This is a genomic window from Halomonas sp. PAMB 3264 (assembly GCF_031954245.1).
Lineage (GTDB): Bacteria > Pseudomonadota > Gammaproteobacteria > Pseudomonadales > Halomonadaceae > Vreelandella.
The window spans coordinates 2264498-2281260 of sequence record NZ_CP134866.1 but is presented as its reverse complement, the minus strand read 5'-3'; the positions used below and the strand labels follow the sequence as shown (position 1 = coordinate 2281260).

17 protein-coding genes and 1 riboswitch are annotated in these 16763 nt (G+C 64.6%); of the genes, 9 read left to right on the top strand and 8 right to left on the bottom strand.

Translation table 11 applies throughout. The features are described from left to right. Positions 1-152: 152 nt before the first annotated feature. From zwf to RN347_RS10310, 3 genes are read left to right on the top strand one after another with little or no spacing between them, the layout of a single operon-like run. Entirely contained in the window at positions 153-1646 is a 1494-nt protein-coding gene (zwf, locus tag RN347_RS10320; RefSeq protein ID WP_311958165.1) for a glucose-6-phosphate dehydrogenase, read from the top strand. Between the two features lies 1 nt (position 1647). Further along, entirely contained in the window at positions 1648-2313 is a 666-nt protein-coding gene (pgl, locus tag RN347_RS10315) for a 6-phosphogluconolactonase (protein WP_311958164.1), read from the top strand. Between the two features lie 38 nt (positions 2314-2351). Further along, the gene (locus tag RN347_RS10310; protein ID WP_311958163.1) at positions 2352-3014 is read left to right on the top strand and encodes a bifunctional 4-hydroxy-2-oxoglutarate aldolase/2-dehydro-3-deoxy-phosphogluconate aldolase; all 663 of its coding nucleotides are present in this window, start codon (positions 2352-2354) and stop codon (positions 3012-3014) included. A 127-nt stretch (positions 3015-3141) separates the two neighbouring features. Here the strand turns inward: RN347_RS10310 and RN347_RS10305 are convergent, their stop codons facing one another. The 8 genes from RN347_RS10305 to edd form a co-directional block, all read right to left on the bottom strand. Further along, positions 3142-4023 (bottom strand): SMP-30/gluconolactonase/LRE family protein, encoded by an 882-nt coding sequence (locus RN347_RS10305; RefSeq protein ID WP_311958162.1) that lies wholly within the window; start codon positions 4021-4023, stop codon positions 3142-3144. Beyond that, a complete protein-coding gene (locus RN347_RS10300) occupies positions 4016-4630 on the bottom strand; it encodes a 2-dehydro-3-deoxy-6-phosphogalactonate aldolase (RefSeq protein WP_311958161.1) in 615 nt (204 codons plus the stop codon). Before RN347_RS10300 ends, RN347_RS10305 begins: the two co-directional genes overlap by 8 nt. Positions 4631-4654: 24 nt before the next feature. Then, positions 4655-5617, bottom strand: coding sequence for a 2-dehydro-3-deoxygalactonokinase (locus RN347_RS10295; protein ID WP_311958160.1), 963 nt, complete (start codon positions 5615-5617; stop codon positions 4655-4657). Positions 5618-5627: 10 nt separating this feature from the next. After that, positions 5628-6776 carry a galactonate dehydratase gene (dgoD, locus tag RN347_RS10290; protein ID WP_311958159.1) on the bottom strand — a complete coding sequence of 383 codons (1149 nt, stop codon included), beginning with the start codon at positions 6774-6776 and terminating at the stop codon, positions 5628-5630. Beyond that, positions 6773-7543 (bottom strand): FCD domain-containing protein, encoded by a 771-nt coding sequence (locus RN347_RS10285; protein WP_311958158.1) that lies wholly within the window; start codon positions 7541-7543, stop codon positions 6773-6775. Before RN347_RS10285 ends, dgoD begins: the two co-directional genes overlap by 4 nt. 84 nt (positions 7544-7627) lie before the next feature. Further along, positions 7628-8581 carry a carbohydrate kinase gene (locus RN347_RS10280; RefSeq protein ID WP_311958157.1) on the bottom strand — a complete coding sequence of 318 codons (954 nt, stop codon included), beginning with the start codon at positions 8579-8581 and terminating at the stop codon, positions 7628-7630. Positions 8582-8657: 76 nt separating this feature from the next. Continuing rightward, complete coding sequence (gene glk, locus RN347_RS10275; protein ID WP_311958156.1) at positions 8658-9623, bottom strand: glucokinase; 966 nt, start codon at positions 9621-9623, stop codon at positions 8658-8660. After that, complete coding sequence (edd, locus tag RN347_RS10270) at positions 9623-11512, bottom strand: phosphogluconate dehydratase (RefSeq protein ID WP_263586882.1); 1890 nt, start codon at positions 11510-11512, stop codon at positions 9623-9625. Before edd ends, glk begins: the two co-directional genes overlap by 1 nt. Before the next feature lie 451 nt (positions 11513-11963). On the opposite strand from edd, the gene cobT reads away from it, so the two are divergent. From cobT to RN347_RS10240, 6 genes are all read left to right on the top strand, one after another. Beyond that, positions 11964-12998 carry a nicotinate-nucleotide--dimethylbenzimidazole phosphoribosyltransferase gene (gene cobT, locus RN347_RS10265; RefSeq protein ID WP_311958155.1) on the top strand — a complete coding sequence of 345 codons (1035 nt, stop codon included), beginning with the start codon at positions 11964-11966 and terminating at the stop codon, positions 12996-12998. Between the two features lie 20 nt (positions 12999-13018). Continuing rightward, complete coding sequence (gene cbiB, locus RN347_RS10260) at positions 13019-13966, top strand: adenosylcobinamide-phosphate synthase CbiB (protein ID WP_311958154.1); 948 nt, start codon at positions 13019-13021, stop codon at positions 13964-13966. A gap of 82 nt (positions 13967-14048) precedes the next feature. Beyond that, positions 14049-14639, top strand: coding sequence for a bifunctional adenosylcobinamide kinase/adenosylcobinamide-phosphate guanylyltransferase (locus RN347_RS10255; RefSeq protein ID WP_311958153.1), 591 nt, complete (start codon positions 14049-14051; stop codon positions 14637-14639). After that, positions 14636-15397, top strand: a complete 762-nt coding sequence (locus RN347_RS10250; protein ID WP_311958152.1) for an adenosylcobinamide-GDP ribazoletransferase — start codon at positions 14636-14638, stop codon at positions 15395-15397. Before RN347_RS10255 ends, RN347_RS10250 begins: the two co-directional genes overlap by 4 nt. Next, positions 15349-15993 carry a histidine phosphatase family protein gene (locus tag RN347_RS10245; RefSeq protein WP_263586888.1) on the top strand — a complete coding sequence of 215 codons (645 nt, stop codon included), beginning with the start codon at positions 15349-15351 and terminating at the stop codon, positions 15991-15993. Before RN347_RS10250 ends, RN347_RS10245 begins: the two co-directional genes overlap by 49 nt. Further along, on the top strand, positions 15945-16412 hold the full coding sequence (locus RN347_RS10240; protein WP_311958151.1) for a bifunctional adenosylcobinamide kinase/adenosylcobinamide-phosphate guanylyltransferase: 468 nt from the start codon (positions 15945-15947) through the stop codon (positions 16410-16412). The genes RN347_RS10245 and RN347_RS10240 overlap by 49 nt, the downstream gene beginning before the upstream one ends. 20 nt (positions 16413-16432) lie before the next feature. Then, a riboswitch (cobalamin riboswitch) is annotated at positions 16433-16638 on the top strand. Positions 16639-16763: the final 125 nt, after the last annotated feature.

Genomic DNA, 16763 nt, shown 5'->3' with positions numbered 1-16763 from the left:
CCTGGCTGGCACGGCGGCGTATTCAGACGCGCTGGCCGAGCAGTGATCATTTAGTAGTAAAATTACATCGTTTATTGCGTATAGTAGCCGCCATCGGATAAATTTTAGGTAATTAAACAACGTTGAGCGGCCTCAAGATTCAAGGAGTCACGATGAGCCAGCCCCCATCCCCTCTGGGCGACCCCAACCACGCCATCGATTTGGCGCTGTTCGGCGCGCTGGGGGACCTTGCCACGCGCAAGCTCTTTTTAGCCCTTTATCATCTCGACCGCGAAGGGCTGATGCCTGAGGCCACGCGCATTTTGGGGCTTGCCCGCCAGGATCACGATACCGAGGCTTTTCGCGAGCTGGTCAATGAGGCGCTCCAAAAACGTCTCAAAAATGATGATCAGGACCCGGAAAGTCTCGCGCGCTTTTTGAACCGGCTCGAGTACCTGCAGCTCGACTTCAAAGAGGCCGAAGGTTACGCCGCAATCAAACAGTGGCGCGAAGGCTCGAAGCATCCCATGGTGGTGTATCTTTCCGTGGCGGCGCGCATCTACGGCGATATCTGCCATAACCTATCAACGAGCGAAAGCCTCGACGACGATACCCGCGTGGTGGTGGAAAAACCCATTGGCTACGACCTGGCGTCCTCGAAAGAGGTTAACGACGCCATCGGCGCTGTCTTCCCGGAAGAGCGCGTCTACCGCATCGACCACTACCTCGGTAAAGAAACGGTACAAAACCTGATCGCGCTGCGCTTTGCCAACCCCTTGTTCGGCACCCAGTGGAATCAGAACCACATTTCACATGTGGAGATCACCGTAGCCGAGAAGGTCGGTATCGAAGGGCGCTGGGGCTACTTCGACGACGCCGGCCAGCTTCGCGATATGGTGCAAAACCACCTGCTCCAGCTTCTTTGTCTGATCGCCATGGACCCGCCGTCGAATCTGGACGCCGATGCCATTCGCGACGAAAAGGTCAAGGTGCTCAAGGCGCTCAAGCCGTTTACCGGCGAGGCGCTGGGGCGCGACGTGGTGCGCGGTCAGTACATTGCCGGCACCAGCGATGGCCAGTCCGTGCCTGGTTACCTGGAAGAGGACGGCGCCAATACCGAAAGCCGCACGGAAACCTTTGTGGCGATGAAAACCGAGGTGTCCAACTGGCGCTGGGCCGGCGTGCCGTTCTACCTGCGCACCGGCAAGCGGATGCCGGAAAAGCTGTCCCAGATCGTCATTCACTTTCGCCAGCAGCCGCACTACATCTTCGACCCCGACCAGCGCGATATCGCCGCCAACAAGCTGATCATCCGTCTGCAGCCGGAAGAGGGCATCGCGCTTCAGGTACTGACCAAGGATAGCGGCCTGGACAAGGGCATGCGCCTGCGCCCCGGCCCGCTGCATCTGGACTTCAACAGTGCTTTTCCCAAGTCGCGGATTCCCGATGCCTACGAGCGGCTGCTGCTGGAAGTGATGAAGGGCCAGCAGTACCTGTTCGTGCGCCGCGACGAAGTCGAGTACGCCTGGCACTGGTGCGACCAGCTCATCGAAGGTTGGAAAACGCGCGAAACGCCGCCCCGGCGCTACCCGGCGGGCTCCTGGGGGCCGGTGGCGTCGATCGCCATGATCACCCAGGACGGGCGCAGCTGGTACGAGGACTACTGACATGAGCAACGCACGTAAAGCGCTGGCCGAACAGCTGGCCGAAGCGGTTTATCAGGCCCTGGCCGAGGATCTCGAGCGCCAGGAGAAGGTGCTTTTGGTCGTCTCCGGCGGCTCCACGCCGGTGCCTTTTTTTTCCGCCCTCGCCCAAAGGCCGCTTGCCTGGGAGCGGGTGCAGGTGACGCTGGCCGACGAGCGCTGGGTCGATGTCGAAAGCCCGGACAGCAACGCCCGTCTCGTGCGTGAGCATCTGCTGGTGGGGGAGGCGGCAAACGCCGATTTCATCCCCTTGACCAGCGAGGCCGCAACGCCGGAGCAAGGCGTGGAAGAGGTCGCTCGGCGCCTCGAGCCGCTCGCCTGGCCGGCAAGCGTCGTCATTCTGGGCATGGGCGGCGATGGCCACACCGCCTCGCTCTTTCCCGATAGCCCCGAGCTTGGTCTTGCCATGACCACCGATGAGGCGCTGGTCGCGGTGCGCACGCCCAGCCAGCCGCAGCCGCGCATTACCCTGAGCGCCGACCGCCTGCACCAGGCGCGGCGCCACTTTCTACACATCACCGGCGACGACAAGCGCGCCGTACTCGGCAGCGCCATGGGCGGCGACGATGTTCGACAGCTGCCTATCCGCGCCTTTTTAAGCTGCCCGCTGGCCATCTACTGGGCACCCTGACCCCCCACTGCACGCCCGCGTTAGGGTTTGGAGATTTTATGACAATCGATAAACAGCTTCCGTCCAGCCGTACCGCCGAGCTCGACAGCATCTGCCTCAAGGCCGAGGTCATCCCGGTGATCACCATCGAGCGTATCGAAGACGCGGTGCCCATGGGCCGCGCGCTGATCGACGGTGGGATCAACGTACTGGAAGTGACGCTTCGCACCGACTGCGCGCTCGAGGCCATCAAGCGCATGAAAAAGGAGCTGACGGGCGCGAGCATCGGTGTGGGCACCGTGCTTACCCCCGCCCAGTATCGCCAGGCCGAAGAGGCCGGCGCGGATTTCGTCGTCACCCCCGGCACGACCGAGGCGCTCTACCGCTATGGTGTAGAGAGCCCGGTACCGATGCTACCCGGCGTCTCCACCGTCTCCGAGCTGATGACCGGCTGGCAGTACGGCTACCGCCGCTTCAAGTTCTTCCCGGCAGAATCGAGCGGCGGCGCCAAGGCGATCAAGGCCTTTGGCGGTCCAATTGCCGAGGCGCGCTTTTGCCCCACCGGCGGCATCACCCTGGACAACGCCGAGGAGTACCTGAAACTGCCCAACGTCATGTGCATCGGCGGCTCCTGGCTGACACCGAAAGCAATGGTCGACGCTGAAGACTGGGACGGGATTAAAAAGCTCGCCCAGCAAGCGGCGGAGCGTTTTCACCACTAGGATGAGCGGTTGGCGATGGCTCGAGGCATGAATGGCTTCGCCACGATGTGTTAAAGCTGAGTCGCAGTACGTTTTGCCTCGCCCAAAGGGCCTCGCTTATGCGAGGCCCTTTACGTTCAGTCATGCCTCAAACCAGGCGAAGCGCCGGCTCGGCTAGCCCGGCAACGTCCACAGTGGCTTTGAACAGCGACCCTGATAATGGCGCGGCGGCCAGCGCCTTCTCACTTAAATCCTCACGCGCCGTGGTGATATAGAGCGTATCGAGCGCTTGGCCGCCGAAGGCGGGGCAGGAGGGCTGGCTGACCGGGAGCGTGATCTCCCGGGTAATGCGCCCACGTTCGTCCAGGCGCACCACTTTCCCCGCGCCCCAGAGCGCCAGCCACATGCCGCCTTGCTCATCGATCACTGCGCCGTCGGGGCTGCCGTCGTGATTGGTAAAGTCGGCGAAGGTGATCGGCTCGCCGATGGGAAACCCCTCGGCATCCAGCGCCCAGCGCAGCACCACGCCTTGAGCGGTGTCGGCGAAGTAGGCGGTGTCGCCCTTTGGCGAGAAGCAGATCGCATTGGGGATGGTCAGCTTTGATCGCAGAGTATGGAGCTTGCCCCGGTGAAGGCGGTAGAGGCTACCGGCGCCGGGCTCGGCGCTCTTGCCCATGGTAGAGAGCCAGAGGCTTCCATGCCGGTCGATACGAGCATCGTTGCTGCGGGTCACCGGGTTATCGGCCTCGAAATCCATCAGTGGTGTTTGCGTCTGACTTTTCGGGTCGAACAGCGTCAGCTGGTTTTCGCCCACCAGCAGCAGGCGGCCGTCGTCGACCGGGGCGGCGCAGGAGACCATGCGCTCGAGCGCAAGACTTGCGTGTTCTCGAGTCGCCGGCGCCAGCCAGTGAAGCCGTTGGCCTAAAATATCGCACCAGTAGAGTCGGCCGCTTGCGGCCTGCCACTGCGGGCCCTCGCCGAGCTCGCAGGGCCACTCCACGGCGAGCTCGGCCTTGATCGTCTTATTCATGCTCGCCTCCTGCTGCCTGCCAGGCGCGTACCAGCGCTTGGGCCTGGCGACCCACCTGCTCGGCGCTTTGGCCGGGCGTGTAAAGCGCACTGCCGAGCCCCGCGCCGTCGACGCCACCGGCGCGCCACTCGGCGAAGTTGTTCTCGCCGATGCCGCCGACCGCGTAGAGCAGCGTGCCCTGGGGCAGCACCGCGCGCACCGCCTTCATACCCTCGATGCCAACCTGCGTCGCAGGAAAGAGTTTGAGCCCGGTGGCGCCGGCATCGAGCGCGTCGAACGCCTCGGAAGGCGTCACGATGCCGGGAAAGCTCTGCATGTCGAGCGCTTGGGCGGCCTCGATCACCGCCGGGCGGGCGTTGGGAGAGACGATCAGCCGCCCGCCGGCGGCGTGTACCGCCTTCACCTGAGCGGGGGTGAGCACCGTGCCGGCGCCGATCAGGGCACGGTCGCCAAAGCGCTCGGCGAGCAGCGCGATGCTCTCAAAGGGTGCTGGCGAGTTGAGCGGAACCTCGATGCGGGTGATGCCCGCCTCGAGCAGCACCATAGCGATGGCTTCGACCTCGGCGGGCGTTACGCCGCGAAGAATGCCGATCAAGGGCAGCGTCATGACAACCTCCTGATGAGTTGGATGTTAGCCGGCGGACAGTGAACGATGCGCTAGCGCAAGACCCGCCTGCACCGCGGTGTCGCCGTCAAAGAGTGCCACCGGCTGGTCGATGGCCTCGAAAGCGAGGGCGTAGCGCGCGCAGAGCGCCTGACCGCCGCTCAGCGTGACGGTTTCACCAGGCTCCATCAGCGCCCTGGCACCGGCAAGCTCCAGCCCAATAGTGAGCCCCGAGAGCCTGGCGGCAAGCCGGTGCTTACGCGCTTCGCCCTGGGGCAGGGCGGTATCGAGCAGATCTCGGGCGCGTAGCCCGAAAAGGCGCTGGGTATAGCGCTCAGGCTCGCGTGCGCTTTCTCGTACCGCTGTTTGAAAGGTGTCGCGGGTATCGGCGTCGTTGGCATCGCCTATCGAATGCCGCAGCACTGAGTGACGCGCCAATAGTTCGAAAATCTCGCCGGTCATGAAGGTGGCAAAGCGCGTCAGCACGGCGTTTTCGAGACGCGCCCACTTGGCGTGAGTGCCCGGCAGGCAGGCCAGCCCGCTAAAGCCCGGTGTCTTCTCGATCAGCCCGGCAAGCTGTGTCTCCTCGCCGCGCATTACGTCGAACTCGTCGGCGCCACGTTGGCTTACGCCGGGCAGCAGGTGCACCCGCAGCGCCGAGGTCGCAAGTACCGGAGCGACCGCGCCCTGGCTTAGCCGGTCGAGCGGCGTCGGCGTGCTCAGGTAGGCCGCTTCGCGCCAGCCCTGGCGGGCGCCGGCCATGCCGCACACCACCACGTCGACCGGGCGCTCGGGCAGCCAATCCTCAATGAGCCGGATGAGCTCGGGTTCATACTCGGACGGGGTGAGCGAGAGCATGCCCCGGTCGCTTTTTACGGCGGCGATGACGCGGCCTTCCCGGTTGATCGCCCATAGCCGCAGGTTGGAGGAGCCCCAGTCCGCGGCGATCCACGCAAGATGCTTTCGTATGTTGACGGTATCACTGGTCATGTCGTTCTCCTTACCACTCGGCGACCGAGCCATCTTCGTGATTCCACACCGGGTTGCGCCAGCGGTGGCCGGTTTTGGCACGCTCCTCGACGAACTCTTCGTCGATCTCGACACCAAGCCCAGGACCCTGGGGAATAGCGCAGAAACCGTCTTCGATATGAAGCGCGCTCTTGTCGACCAAATAGTCGAGCACGTCGTTGCCCTGGTTGTAGTGAATGCCCATGCTCTGCTCCTGAATGAAGGCGTTGTGGCTCACCGCGTCGAGCTGAAGCGAGGCGGCCAGCGTCAACGGGCCGAGCGGGCAGTGGGGCGCCAGCGCCACGTCATAAGCCGAGGCGAGCGCGGCGATCTTGAGCCCTTCGCTGATGCCGCCGCAGTGGGAGATGTCCGGCTGAACGATATCGATCATGCCGTCCTGTAAAAGATCGCGAAACTCGAAGCGGGTGTGCAGCCGCTCGCCGGTGGCCAGCGGATAGCCGAGCCCGCCGGCGATCTCTTTCAGACACGGCAGATGTTCTGGTGCCACCGGCTCCTCGACGAACATCGGGTGATACGGCTCGAGTTCGCGCAAAAGCGCCTTGGCCATCGGCCGGTGCACGCGGCCGTGAAAGTCGATTCCGATGCCGACGTCCGGGCCCACGGCCTCGCGCGCCTCACGTACCCGCGCCACGGCTTCATCGACCTTCTTGTGCGAATCGACGATCTGCATCTCCGGAGTGCCGTTCATCTTGAAGGCGGTAAAGCCCTTGTCGACCAGCGCGCGGGCCCCGGCGCCGACGTCACTGGGTCGGTCGCCGCCGGTCCAGGCGTACATGCGCATTTTGTCGCGTACCGCGCCGCCCAGCAGTTGGTGCACCGGCACGCCCAGGTCGCGCCCTTTCAAATCCCACAGTGCCTGGTCGATGCCGGCGATCGCGCTCATCAGAATCGGCCCGCCGCGGTAGAAACCGGCGCGGTAAAGCGTGTTCCACAGGTGCTCGATACGGTGCGGGTCCTGGCCGATCAGGTAGTCGGCAAGCTCGTGCACGGCGGCCTCCACCGTGGACGCACGCCCTTCGATGACCGGCTCGCCCCAGCCGTAGCAGCCTTCATCGGTTTCGATCTTGAGAAACAGCCAGCGTGGCGGTACCTGCCAGGTCTTGAGTCGAGTGATTTTCATGGGCGCTCCTTTGATAAACGGTTGGAACCAGGGGCCAGGTTTTTAGCCAGGTACTCATCGTCCAGGCCCAGGTCCTTGGCGGTACGCTGCAGCACCTGGCGCGCCGCGGCGCTGGCCGCGTGGGCATCGCCGGTTTCAATCGCCTCGAGCAGGCGAGCGTGGCGCGTTAAGCTATCGTCCAGTGTGAGCAGCTGATTTTGCGAACCTTCCACGAGCGCCATGATGCTGGGGCGCAGCAGATGGCCCATTTGCCGCCACACCAGGTTGTGGCTTGCGTTGTAAATGGCGTCGTGAAACTGCACGTCGAACTCGGCATGGGCGGCGCGGTCTTGCTGCGCGCTTTGCTGCATGCCTTTAAAAGCCTGGCTCAGGCGGTGAATGTCCTCCGGGCCCGCCTTTTGGGCGGCGAGTGCCGCGACTACCGGCTCCGCGGAAAGGCGAAAGGCATAAATGGCTTGAATCAGCTGCGGGTCGAGCCGGTTAAGCCCGGTCATCCAGCTGCTCACCGCCGGGTCCATAAGGTGCCACTCGTCGATGGCGCGAACGACACTGCCGCGCCCGGCGGTGCGCTCCAAAAGTCCAGCGGCCGTTAGCCGCGCCAGGGCGGTACGCACCTGGTTACGGCTAATGGCAAAGTGTTTGGCAATATCGAGCTCTTTGGGAAACGCTGCACCAGGCGGCCACTGCCCGCTTAAAAGTGCGCGAGCAAGCAGCCTTGCCAGGTCGCCGGCATCGCCGAGGTGTTCGGGCAGGGCGTCAAGCGACATCAAAAAGCTCCTTCGCAATGCCTTGATTAAGCCAATGCTCGGGAGCCTACTAAATGTCTGACATTAAGGTAAGCCGACGTTGGTCTAGTCCAGGCCGTCGATATCCTGGCAGGTGGGTAGGGCTGAATAGGCGCCGGGGCGGGTAACGGCGTGGGCGCCGCAGCGACAGGCCAGTGTAAGGGCTTCGATCAGCACGTCAGGGTCTTGTAGCGCGCGCTCGAGGTTGTCGAGCCGGCAGAGCCGTGCCAGAAAGCCGCCCATGAAGGCGTCGCCACCGGCGGTGGTGTCCACCGCCTTGACCGGCGGCGGGGTGAGGCGATGCTCGAAGTGGGCGGTTTTAAGCACGACCTCGTGAGGGCCGTCGGTCACCAGTATCGCGTTGGCACTGGCGGCCAGGCGCGCGTCGAGCCACCGGGCCGGGGGCTGGTCGCCGCGCAGGTAGTCGAGCTCTTCGCGGGAGACCTTGATGAGCGCGGCCTCGTCGAGCAGCTTAATCACGCGCTCGATCGAGGCCATCCCCCCGGCCCACAGGTTGTGACGCAGGTTGGCGTCCACGCTGACCAGAGCGCCTGAGCGGCGCGCCCGGCGAGTCAGGGCAAGGGTGGTGTCGAAAATGGCGGGCTCGGTCAGGCTGTTACTGCACACGTGCCAGATCAACGGGCGTGCGAAGGTGTCTCTGGGAAGATGCGCCTCGCGATACAGCAGATCCGCCGCTGGCGGGCGGTAGAAGTCGAAGGTGCGCTCGCCCTCGGCGTCTCGTGAAACGAACGCCAGCGCCGTTCGCGCTTCACGCGTGGTGACGATGCCTTGAGTCTCCACGCCGTGGTGGGCGAGTTCGGCGGTAATGAAGCGCCCGAAACTGTCATCGCCGACCATGCCAAGAAACCGGCTCTTCACACCCAGCCGTGCGCAGGCCACCGCCACGTTGGCGGGCGCGCCGCCGGCATAGGGAGTAAACGTTTCCGGGCCTGCTTCGTCGCCTAATCGGCTTGAAAGCATATCGACCAGCGCCTCGCCAAAGGTCACGACTGGTGTCATGCACACCTCCTCATACGCGCTTTGCGCTCATTGTTTTATTAAGACCCGGGCGCTTGTTCGTGCCCGACAGAGGTGGCTAAGTAACCTCTTCGTTATGCAGTGCTTCGGCGGCGCCCAGTAGCCCCGTCCAGGGGTGGGTGACCACCTGAATGGGAATATCGGCGTTGTAGGCCTGCATCCGTCCCTTGTCGTTGAAGGCGCTTTTGAGCTCGCTTTGGGGCAGCCAGTCGAGCAGCCGGGGCAGAATGCCGCCGCACAAATAGACGCCGCCGCGTGCCCCCATGGTCAGCGTAGCGTCGCCGCACACGTTGCCCAGAATCTTCAAAAAGCGCAGCAGCGCGGTGCGCGCAAGCTGATCGCCTTCGTCGGCGCCCTGGCTGATCTCGGCCGGGGTTTCAAAGCGTGGCGCGGCGCTCTCCAGCTCGCAGTAGGCAAGATAGAGCTCGAAAAGCCCCTGGCCGCACAGCACGCGCTCGACGCTGACGCGGCCGTAGCGCTTCTGGAAAAAGCGTAAAAGCGCCAGCTCCTGCTCGTCCATCGGCGCGAAACTGACGTGGCCGCCTTCGGTGGGCAGCGGAATCCAAGCGTGGCGGCCGGGAAAAACGCCGGCCACGCCCAACCCAGTGCCCGGGCCGATGATCAGCCGCGCCGAGTGTGGCTGCGCGCGGCCTGACTGCACCTCGAAAAGATGCGTCTCATCGACGTGGGGTACGCCGAGCGCCTGGGCGGTGAAGTCGTTGACCACCTTGAAAAGCGAAAGGCCGAGCGCTGCCTGAACGTCGCTTTTGTCGAACGCCCAGTGGTTGTTGGTCATCTTCACCCGCTCGGCGTGAACCGGGCAGGCGAAGGCGAGACACGCCTCGACAGGGGCCATCTCATCGATGGCACCCACCCGCTCGAGATAATCCCGAATGGCCTCGATGGGCCCGGCGTAGTCGGCGCAGGGCAGATTCAGCATGTCATAGGGCGCCGTGTCGCCGGGAATGACCAGCGCGAAGCGGGCGTTGGTGCCGCCGATATCGCCGATCAGCGCCGGTCGCATCAGGCGTCCTCCTCGCTGATCTGGCTCTGCTGGCGGGCCAAGTCGTCTGCCTCGAAACCGCCGAACACGCCGGCGCCTTCCTCGCCGCGCATCGCCAGATGGCGGAACCCGCCGAAGAGCTCGCGGCCCATCCCGACGTGGTAGGCATCCAGGTTGGCGTGCGCGAGGCCGCGCTCGGCCCAGGTCGCTGGGTCCACTTTGGCTTCGAGCACGCCGGTGTTGGCATCAAGAAAGACCACATCGCCGTCGCGCAGTTTGGCCAGCGGCCCGCCGTCGAGCGCTTCCGGGCTGATATGAATGGCCGCGGGCACCTTGCCCGAGGCGCCGGACATGCGCCCGTCGGTCACCAGCGCGACCTTGAAGCCGCGATCCTGCAGCACGCCAAGGTAGGGCGTGAGCTTGTGAAGTTCCGGCATACCGTTGGCCTTCGGGCCCTGAAAGCGCACGACCACGACCACGTCGCGGTCGAGCTCGCCGGCTTCGAACGCGCCTTTCATCTGGTTCTGGTCATCAAAAATGCGCACCGGCGCCTCGAGCACGCGGTGCTCCTCGGTGACCGCGGAGATCTTGATCACCCCGCGGCCCAGGTTGCCGTCGAGTACGGTCAAGCCCCCGGTAGGTGCAAAAGGCGTGGCCACCGGTCGCAGTACGTCTTCGTCCAGGCTCGCATCAACCCCTTCACGCCAGACGAGCTTGCCGTCCTCCAGGAAGGGCTCCTGGGTGTAGGCGGTCAGATCGGTGCCGAACACGGTGGGAATGTCGCCGTGCAGAAGGCCCGCGCCGAGCAGCTCGCGAAACAGATAGCTCATGCCGCCGGCGGCCTGGAAGTGGTTGATGTCCGCCTGGCCGTTGGGGTAGACGCGCATTAAACTCGGCGTGACCGCGGAAAGCTCGGTGAAGTCGTCCCAAGTCAGCGTGACGCCGGCGGCGGCGGCCATGGCGATCAGGTGCAGGGTGTGGTTGGTGGAGCCGCCGGAGGCGAGAAGCCCGACCACGGCGTTGACGATGGCGCGCTCGTCGATTTGTTTGTAGAACGGGCGATACGTGCCGCCGGGCTCGGTATTGCGAATCGCCTGTTCGGTGGCAAAGCGGGTCAGCGCCTCGCGCATCTCGGTGCCCGGATTGACGAACGACGTGCCCGGCAGGTGCAGGCCCATCACCTCCATCATCAGCTGGTTGGAGTTGGCGGTGCCGTAGAAGGTGCAGGTGCCGGGGCTGTGATAGGACTCGGACTCCGCTTCCAGAAGCTCCGCGCGGCCCACCTTGCCCTCGGCGAAGAGTTGGCGCACCCGCGCTTTCTCCTTGTTGGGCAAGCCCGACGGCATGGGCCCGGCCGGTACGAACATCGCCGGCAGGTGGCCAAAGCGTGCCGCCCCGATAAAAAGCCCCGGCACGATCTTGTCGCACACGCCCAGGTAAAGCGCGGCGTCGAACATGTTGTGCGAAAGCCCCACGGCGGTGGCCATGGCGATGACGTCGCGGGAGAAAAGCGAAAGCTCCATGCCCGGCTGGCCCTGGGTGACGCCGTCGCACATCGCTGGCACGCCGCCGGCGAACTGCGCGGTCGAGCCCATCGCACCCGCCGCCTGGCGAATGGTCGCGGGGAAGGTCTCGAAAGGCTGGTGCGCCGAGAGCATGTCGTTGTAAGCCGAAATGATCCCCAGGTTGGCGCTATTCATCAGCTTCAGCGAATCCTTCTCCTGCGGGCTGCAGGCAGCGAAGCCATGGGCCAGATTGCCGCAGGAGAGCTCGGCGCGATGCACGCCGCGCTGGTGCTGGTCAGCCATGCGCTTTTCATAAAGCGCCCGGCGCTCCCTGGAGCGCTCGCGAATGCGCTGTGTCACCTTGGCGACGGTGTCGTTCAACGGGGCGGAAGTGGTGGACGTCATGGAAACCTCGGCTAGGCGTTAGTCAGGGCATGCTATGTAGTAATTCTATGTAGTAATTTTACATGCTTTTAGGCCAGTTTAAGACTGTATGGAGCAGCATTAAACCTTTTGGCGCGGATTTTAGTCGCGATTTTGGTAACTTTCCTACTAAAGCGCCCGCGCGGTCGATGAAAAGGGCGGTGAAGCGTACCTGGCGCTCGCAGCCCAAGCTTTTGGCCAGCCCACGAGCGTTTTTCATCAGCATGCTCGAAAGGTTCAGCATGCCCAAAAGGGCGTAAAAGGTGAAGGGTAAGCCGCGATCCAGCCCCCGAGGGTCATGTCGGGAACAGGCGCCAGCGCCCTCGGGCTTTGTTACCATGGTCTGGCAGTCGCCCTCGGCTCGATGGGTGCTTTTTTATACCCACTTATTATAGCTGCTTACTCGTTTACCCATTTGCTTTCGGAGCTCGCCATGCCCCGCGACTTTTCGCGTATCACGCCTTTCGATACCACCCTTCAAACGCGCGCGCGGGCCTATCTCGATACCTTGACCAAGCCGCCGGGAAGCCTTGGCCGGCTGGAAGATTTGGCGGTGTCGTTGTGTCATATCACCGATACGCTCACGCCCCACGTCGACCCGCCCGGCATCGTCGTTTTCGCCGCCGACCACGGCGTGGCCGAGGAGGGTGTGTCCGCCTTTCCCCAGGCAGTGACCGCACAGATGGTCGCCAACTTCGCCCAGGGCGGGGCGGCGATCAACGTCTTCGCCCGCCAGATCGAGGCGCGTATCGAGGTTGTCGACGTTGGCGTGGCGAGTGATGTCCGCGCCGAGGGCGTGGTGGACGCCAAAGTGCGGCGCGGGACGCGCAATTTCGCCCGCGAAAACGCGATGAGCGCCGCCGAGCTCGACCAGGCCCTGCAGGTGGGCGTCGACGCCGTCGAGCGCGCCGCGCGCGCCGGCTGCAGGTGCCTGATTCTGGGGGAGATGGGGATCGCCAACACCACCGCCAGCAGCGCGGTGCTCGCCGCCCTCTTGAACCGGCCCGTCGGCCCGCTGGTGGGCGCCGGTACCGGCCTTGTCGAAGCGCGTCTGGCGCACAAGATCGACGTGATCGAAAAGGCGCTTGTCGCCCGGGCCCCGGGAAGCGAGCCGCTCGAGGTGCTGGCCGCCGTTGGCGGGCTCGAGCTTGCCGCCATGGCCGGGGCGATGCTGGCAAGCGCCGAGCGCCGCCTGCCGGTAGTGGTCGACGGCTTCATTGCCACCGTCGCGGCGCTGGCGGCGGTGCGGCTCTGCCCGCCGGTGCGCGAGGTTCTGATTTTCAGCCACCGCTCCGCCGAGCCCGGTCACGCCGTCGCACTCGAGGCGCTCGCCGCGACCCCGCTGCTCGAACTCGACATGCGCTTGGGCGAGGGCAGCGGCGCCGCACTCGCCTTTCCGCTGTTAAAAGCCGCCTGCGCGATGATCAGCGAGATGGCCACGTTTGAGAATGCCGGGGTGACGCGCTAGTGGGCGTAACGCTAATACTCTTGGCAGTGGCGATCGATCTGGTGGTGGGCGACCCACGCGGGCTGCCGCATCCGGTGGTCGGCATGGGACGGGTGATCACGGTGCTGGAAGCGCGGCTCAACCGCGGCGGACGGTACGCGCGGCGGCTCAAGGGGGCGCTATTGACGCTTCTGGTCGTTGCCGGCACGTTTTGGCTCGCAACGCTTCTTCTCAATTTGCTGAGCATGGTGCATCCTTGGCTGAAGGTCGCGGCGGAGCTTTGGCTACTGGCCACCACGCTTGCCATCAAGGGGCTGGCGGACGCAGGCAGAGCCATCGCCGCGCCGCTCGCCAGGGGGGATTTCGAGGCGGCGCGAGAGGCGCTGTCGCGCGTGGTCGGGCGCGATACCGCCACGCTAAACGAGCCCGAAATCGCCCGCGGCGCGGTCGAAACCGTGGCGGAGAACACCGTCGATGGCATCACCTCGCCGCTGTTTTTCGCACTCATTGGCGGCGCGCCGCTGGCGCTGGCTTACAAGGCGGTGAATACGTTGGACTCGATGGTGGGCTACAAAAACGCACGCTTCGCTGATTTCGGCTACGTCTCGGCAAAACTCGATGACGTCGCCAACTGGCTGCCGGCGCGGCTAACCGCCGTGTGCCTGTGGGCGGCGGGGGCGCTCTGGAATTCCCTGGGGCGCGAGCCGCTGGCGGTGGCTGGCGCCTTTACCCACACCCGGCGCCAGGCGCCGCGCCATCCCAGCCCCAACGCGGGCTGGCCGGAGGCGATGGTGGCATGGCTTTTGGGCGTGAAGCTCGGCGGCGTGAACGTCTATGGCGGCGAGCTTTCGCACCGCGCCACGCTGGGGCCGGGGCGCGTCGCGCTAACGGCGCGCCACATCGATATCACCATTGGTCTGATGCACGGCGCCTGGGGGCTTTTTCTACTCATGATGATCGCGCTGGGTACGGCAGGAGAGGCAATATGAAAAGCCCAAAAAAGCCGGCCGGCGGCGTGGGCGAAAGGCTCGCGCCGTGTAATGTTATGCGCTGCTCATACTCGGGCGTTCGATGATCGTTTTCGTCAGCGGCGGCGCACGCTCGGGTAAATCCCAACTGGCCGAAACGCTCACGCTGGCGGCGGGGGGCGAGCGCTGCTACTACGTGGCCACCGCCCGCCAGGACGACGGCGAAATGAGCGAGCGCGCCGCGCGCCACCAGGCTCGCCGTGACGCCCGCTGGGTCACGCTAGAGGCGCCGCTCTATCCGGATGAGGCGGTGGCTAGCGTGCCCGACGGCCAAGCGGTGCTGCTCGACTGCCTCACTCTCTGGGCCAGCCAGCTGCTGTTTGGCCAAGCGTTCGAGCCGTTTGAGGCCGAGCGGGAGGGCCTGCGCTGCCTAAAAAAGCTGCTGGACGATGCCCGCACTCGAAATCTGTACCTGGTCATCGTCTCCAACGATCTCAACGAAGCGCCGCTGCCGTCGGACCCGGGCGTCTGGCGCTTCGTCACGTTTTTGCAGCGCCTGCACCGGCTGCTGGCTCAGCAAGCGGACTCGGTGATCGAAGTAATCGCTGGGTGCGCCATCGAGTGGAAGGCTGATCTCGACGTTCATCCCCACCTGGACACCACGTCCCGAAACAGCGAAGAGTCATCGCCGTGAAAAACGCCCTCTACGGCGCCGTGCTGGCGTTTCAATTTCTGACCCGCGTACCGCTGCCGATCGAGTGCCCCTGGAATGCGTCGACCCGGCGCTGGGCGCTGCGCGCCTACCCATTGGTTGGGCTATTCATCGGTGCGCTGCTGTGGCTTTTTGCGCTGGCGTTTGATGCATTAGCGCTGCCGGCGCCCATCGCCGCACTGGCGCTTTTGAGCCTGTGGGTGGCGCTCGGCGGCGGCCTGCATCTGGACGGCGCGATGGACCTGGCCGATGCCCTTGGCAGCAATCAGCCGCTTGCGCGGCGCCTGGAAATTATGAAGGACCCGCAGGTGGGTAGCTTCGGGATACTGGCGCTTTTTTTCCTGCTCGCCTGGAAGGCGGTGCTGCTCTGGGCGCTGGTTGATATCGGCGCGCCCGCGCTCTGGTTTTTGATCGTGCCGGCGCTTGCCCGCTTTGCCGGCGCCGCCATGCTGGTGCTGAGCCCTTGCGTCCAACCCAGCGGGCTCGCCTACGCGTTCAAGCGCTCGCTGGCCCCTGTGGACGTGGCGCTTTCGCTGGTGCCGCTTTTGGGCGTGGCGTTTTTTTATCCGCCCTTACTTGGCTGGCTGGCCGGGGCGCTTTTGTTTACCGTGCTGTTTCGCGCCGGGGTGCTTCGCGCCTTCAAGGGCATCAACGGCGACATGATTGGCGCGTTAATAGAAGGAGTCGAGCTTTGGCTAGTGATCTTGATGTGGAGCTGGTGGTGGTTCGCCACGGCGTGACCGCCTGGAACCTTGAACGGCGCTACCAGGGCCAGCGTGATATCGCGCTTTTGTTTCCCGACGCCGAGCCGGGGCTCAATGCGCTCAAAAAAGCGTTGGAGGATGAGCATTTCGATGCGATCTACGCAAGCGATCTGACCCGCTGTCGTCAAACCCTCGAGTGGGCCCGGCCCGACGCTGCGACTGAGAGCGTTTATCTGGAGCCCCGACTTCGCGAGCTCGATTTCGGCGAGTATGAAGGCAAGGTTTACGACGAACTCAAGGACAATCCGGGCTACAGGGCATGGATTGATAGCGTTGGAGAGCTTAAAATCCCTGGCGGCGAATCCGCCGGGGATTTGCGCACGCGCCTTGACGGCTGGCTGTCGACGCTTGCCGACAACGCGCGCGCTTTGGGCCACCGGCGCGTGCTGGCCGTCACCCACGGCGGTGTGATTCGTGAACTGAGACGGCGTTTTGAAACCGTGGATTTCTGGGAGGCCACGGTGACCCAGGCCACCGGCCGGCGCCTGAACCTGTCCCATCGCGCTAGAGAAGGAGAGTGGCAATGCAGCTTTTCATCGGCGGTGCCCGCGCAGGCAAGCGCGACGCCGTAAAAACGCGCTTTCAAAACGCCGCCTGGTGGACCCTCGCCCCGGGCCAGCGGCTGGCGGACTGCCACTCGATTCTGATTCCCGACACGCCGCTGGTGATCAACGGCGTGCTCGACTGGGTGGCCCGCGACGGCGCTTTTGATACCGACAGCGACCACCTGCGCGCCCAGTGGCGCGAGGATCTGGCCGCGCTTTGCCGTGCCGCGAAGGCGTGCAACGCCACGATCGTGCTGATCCTGAGCGAGGTCGGCCGAGGGCTGGTACCCATGGCGCGCGAAGAGCGCCGCCTTCGCGATCTCAACGGCTGGTTCAGCCAGGACGCCGCGCGCCACGCCGAGCGTGTCTGGTACGTGCGTCACGGCCTGGTGCAGCGCCTGGCCGCGCCCAGCATTGCGCAAGCGAGCCTGGCCGAGTGCGATTGACCTGGCCTTAACGGCTTGCTAGTTTACGCTCACTTTTGGGTGCCGACCTTGCGTCGGTTAAACGGGAAGCTGGTGTCCATTCCAGCGCTGCCCCCGCAACGGTAATCGAGTCAACAACGGCCACTACGCCACTGTGTCGCGCGCGACATGGGAAGGCCGCCGTTTGAAAAAGGCCTCGCCTTTTTGCTCGTCAGCCCGGAGACCGGCCCAAAACCACGGTTTCACTACCATCAATGCCGAGTCGCGGAGGGCGTGCTCAGGGCTGATACGGGGCACTCGACCCCGCATTTCCCCTTGCTCCTTCGCCGCGCGGCCATAAAAAAATCGGCCGTGCGGGTGAGCACGGCTCAA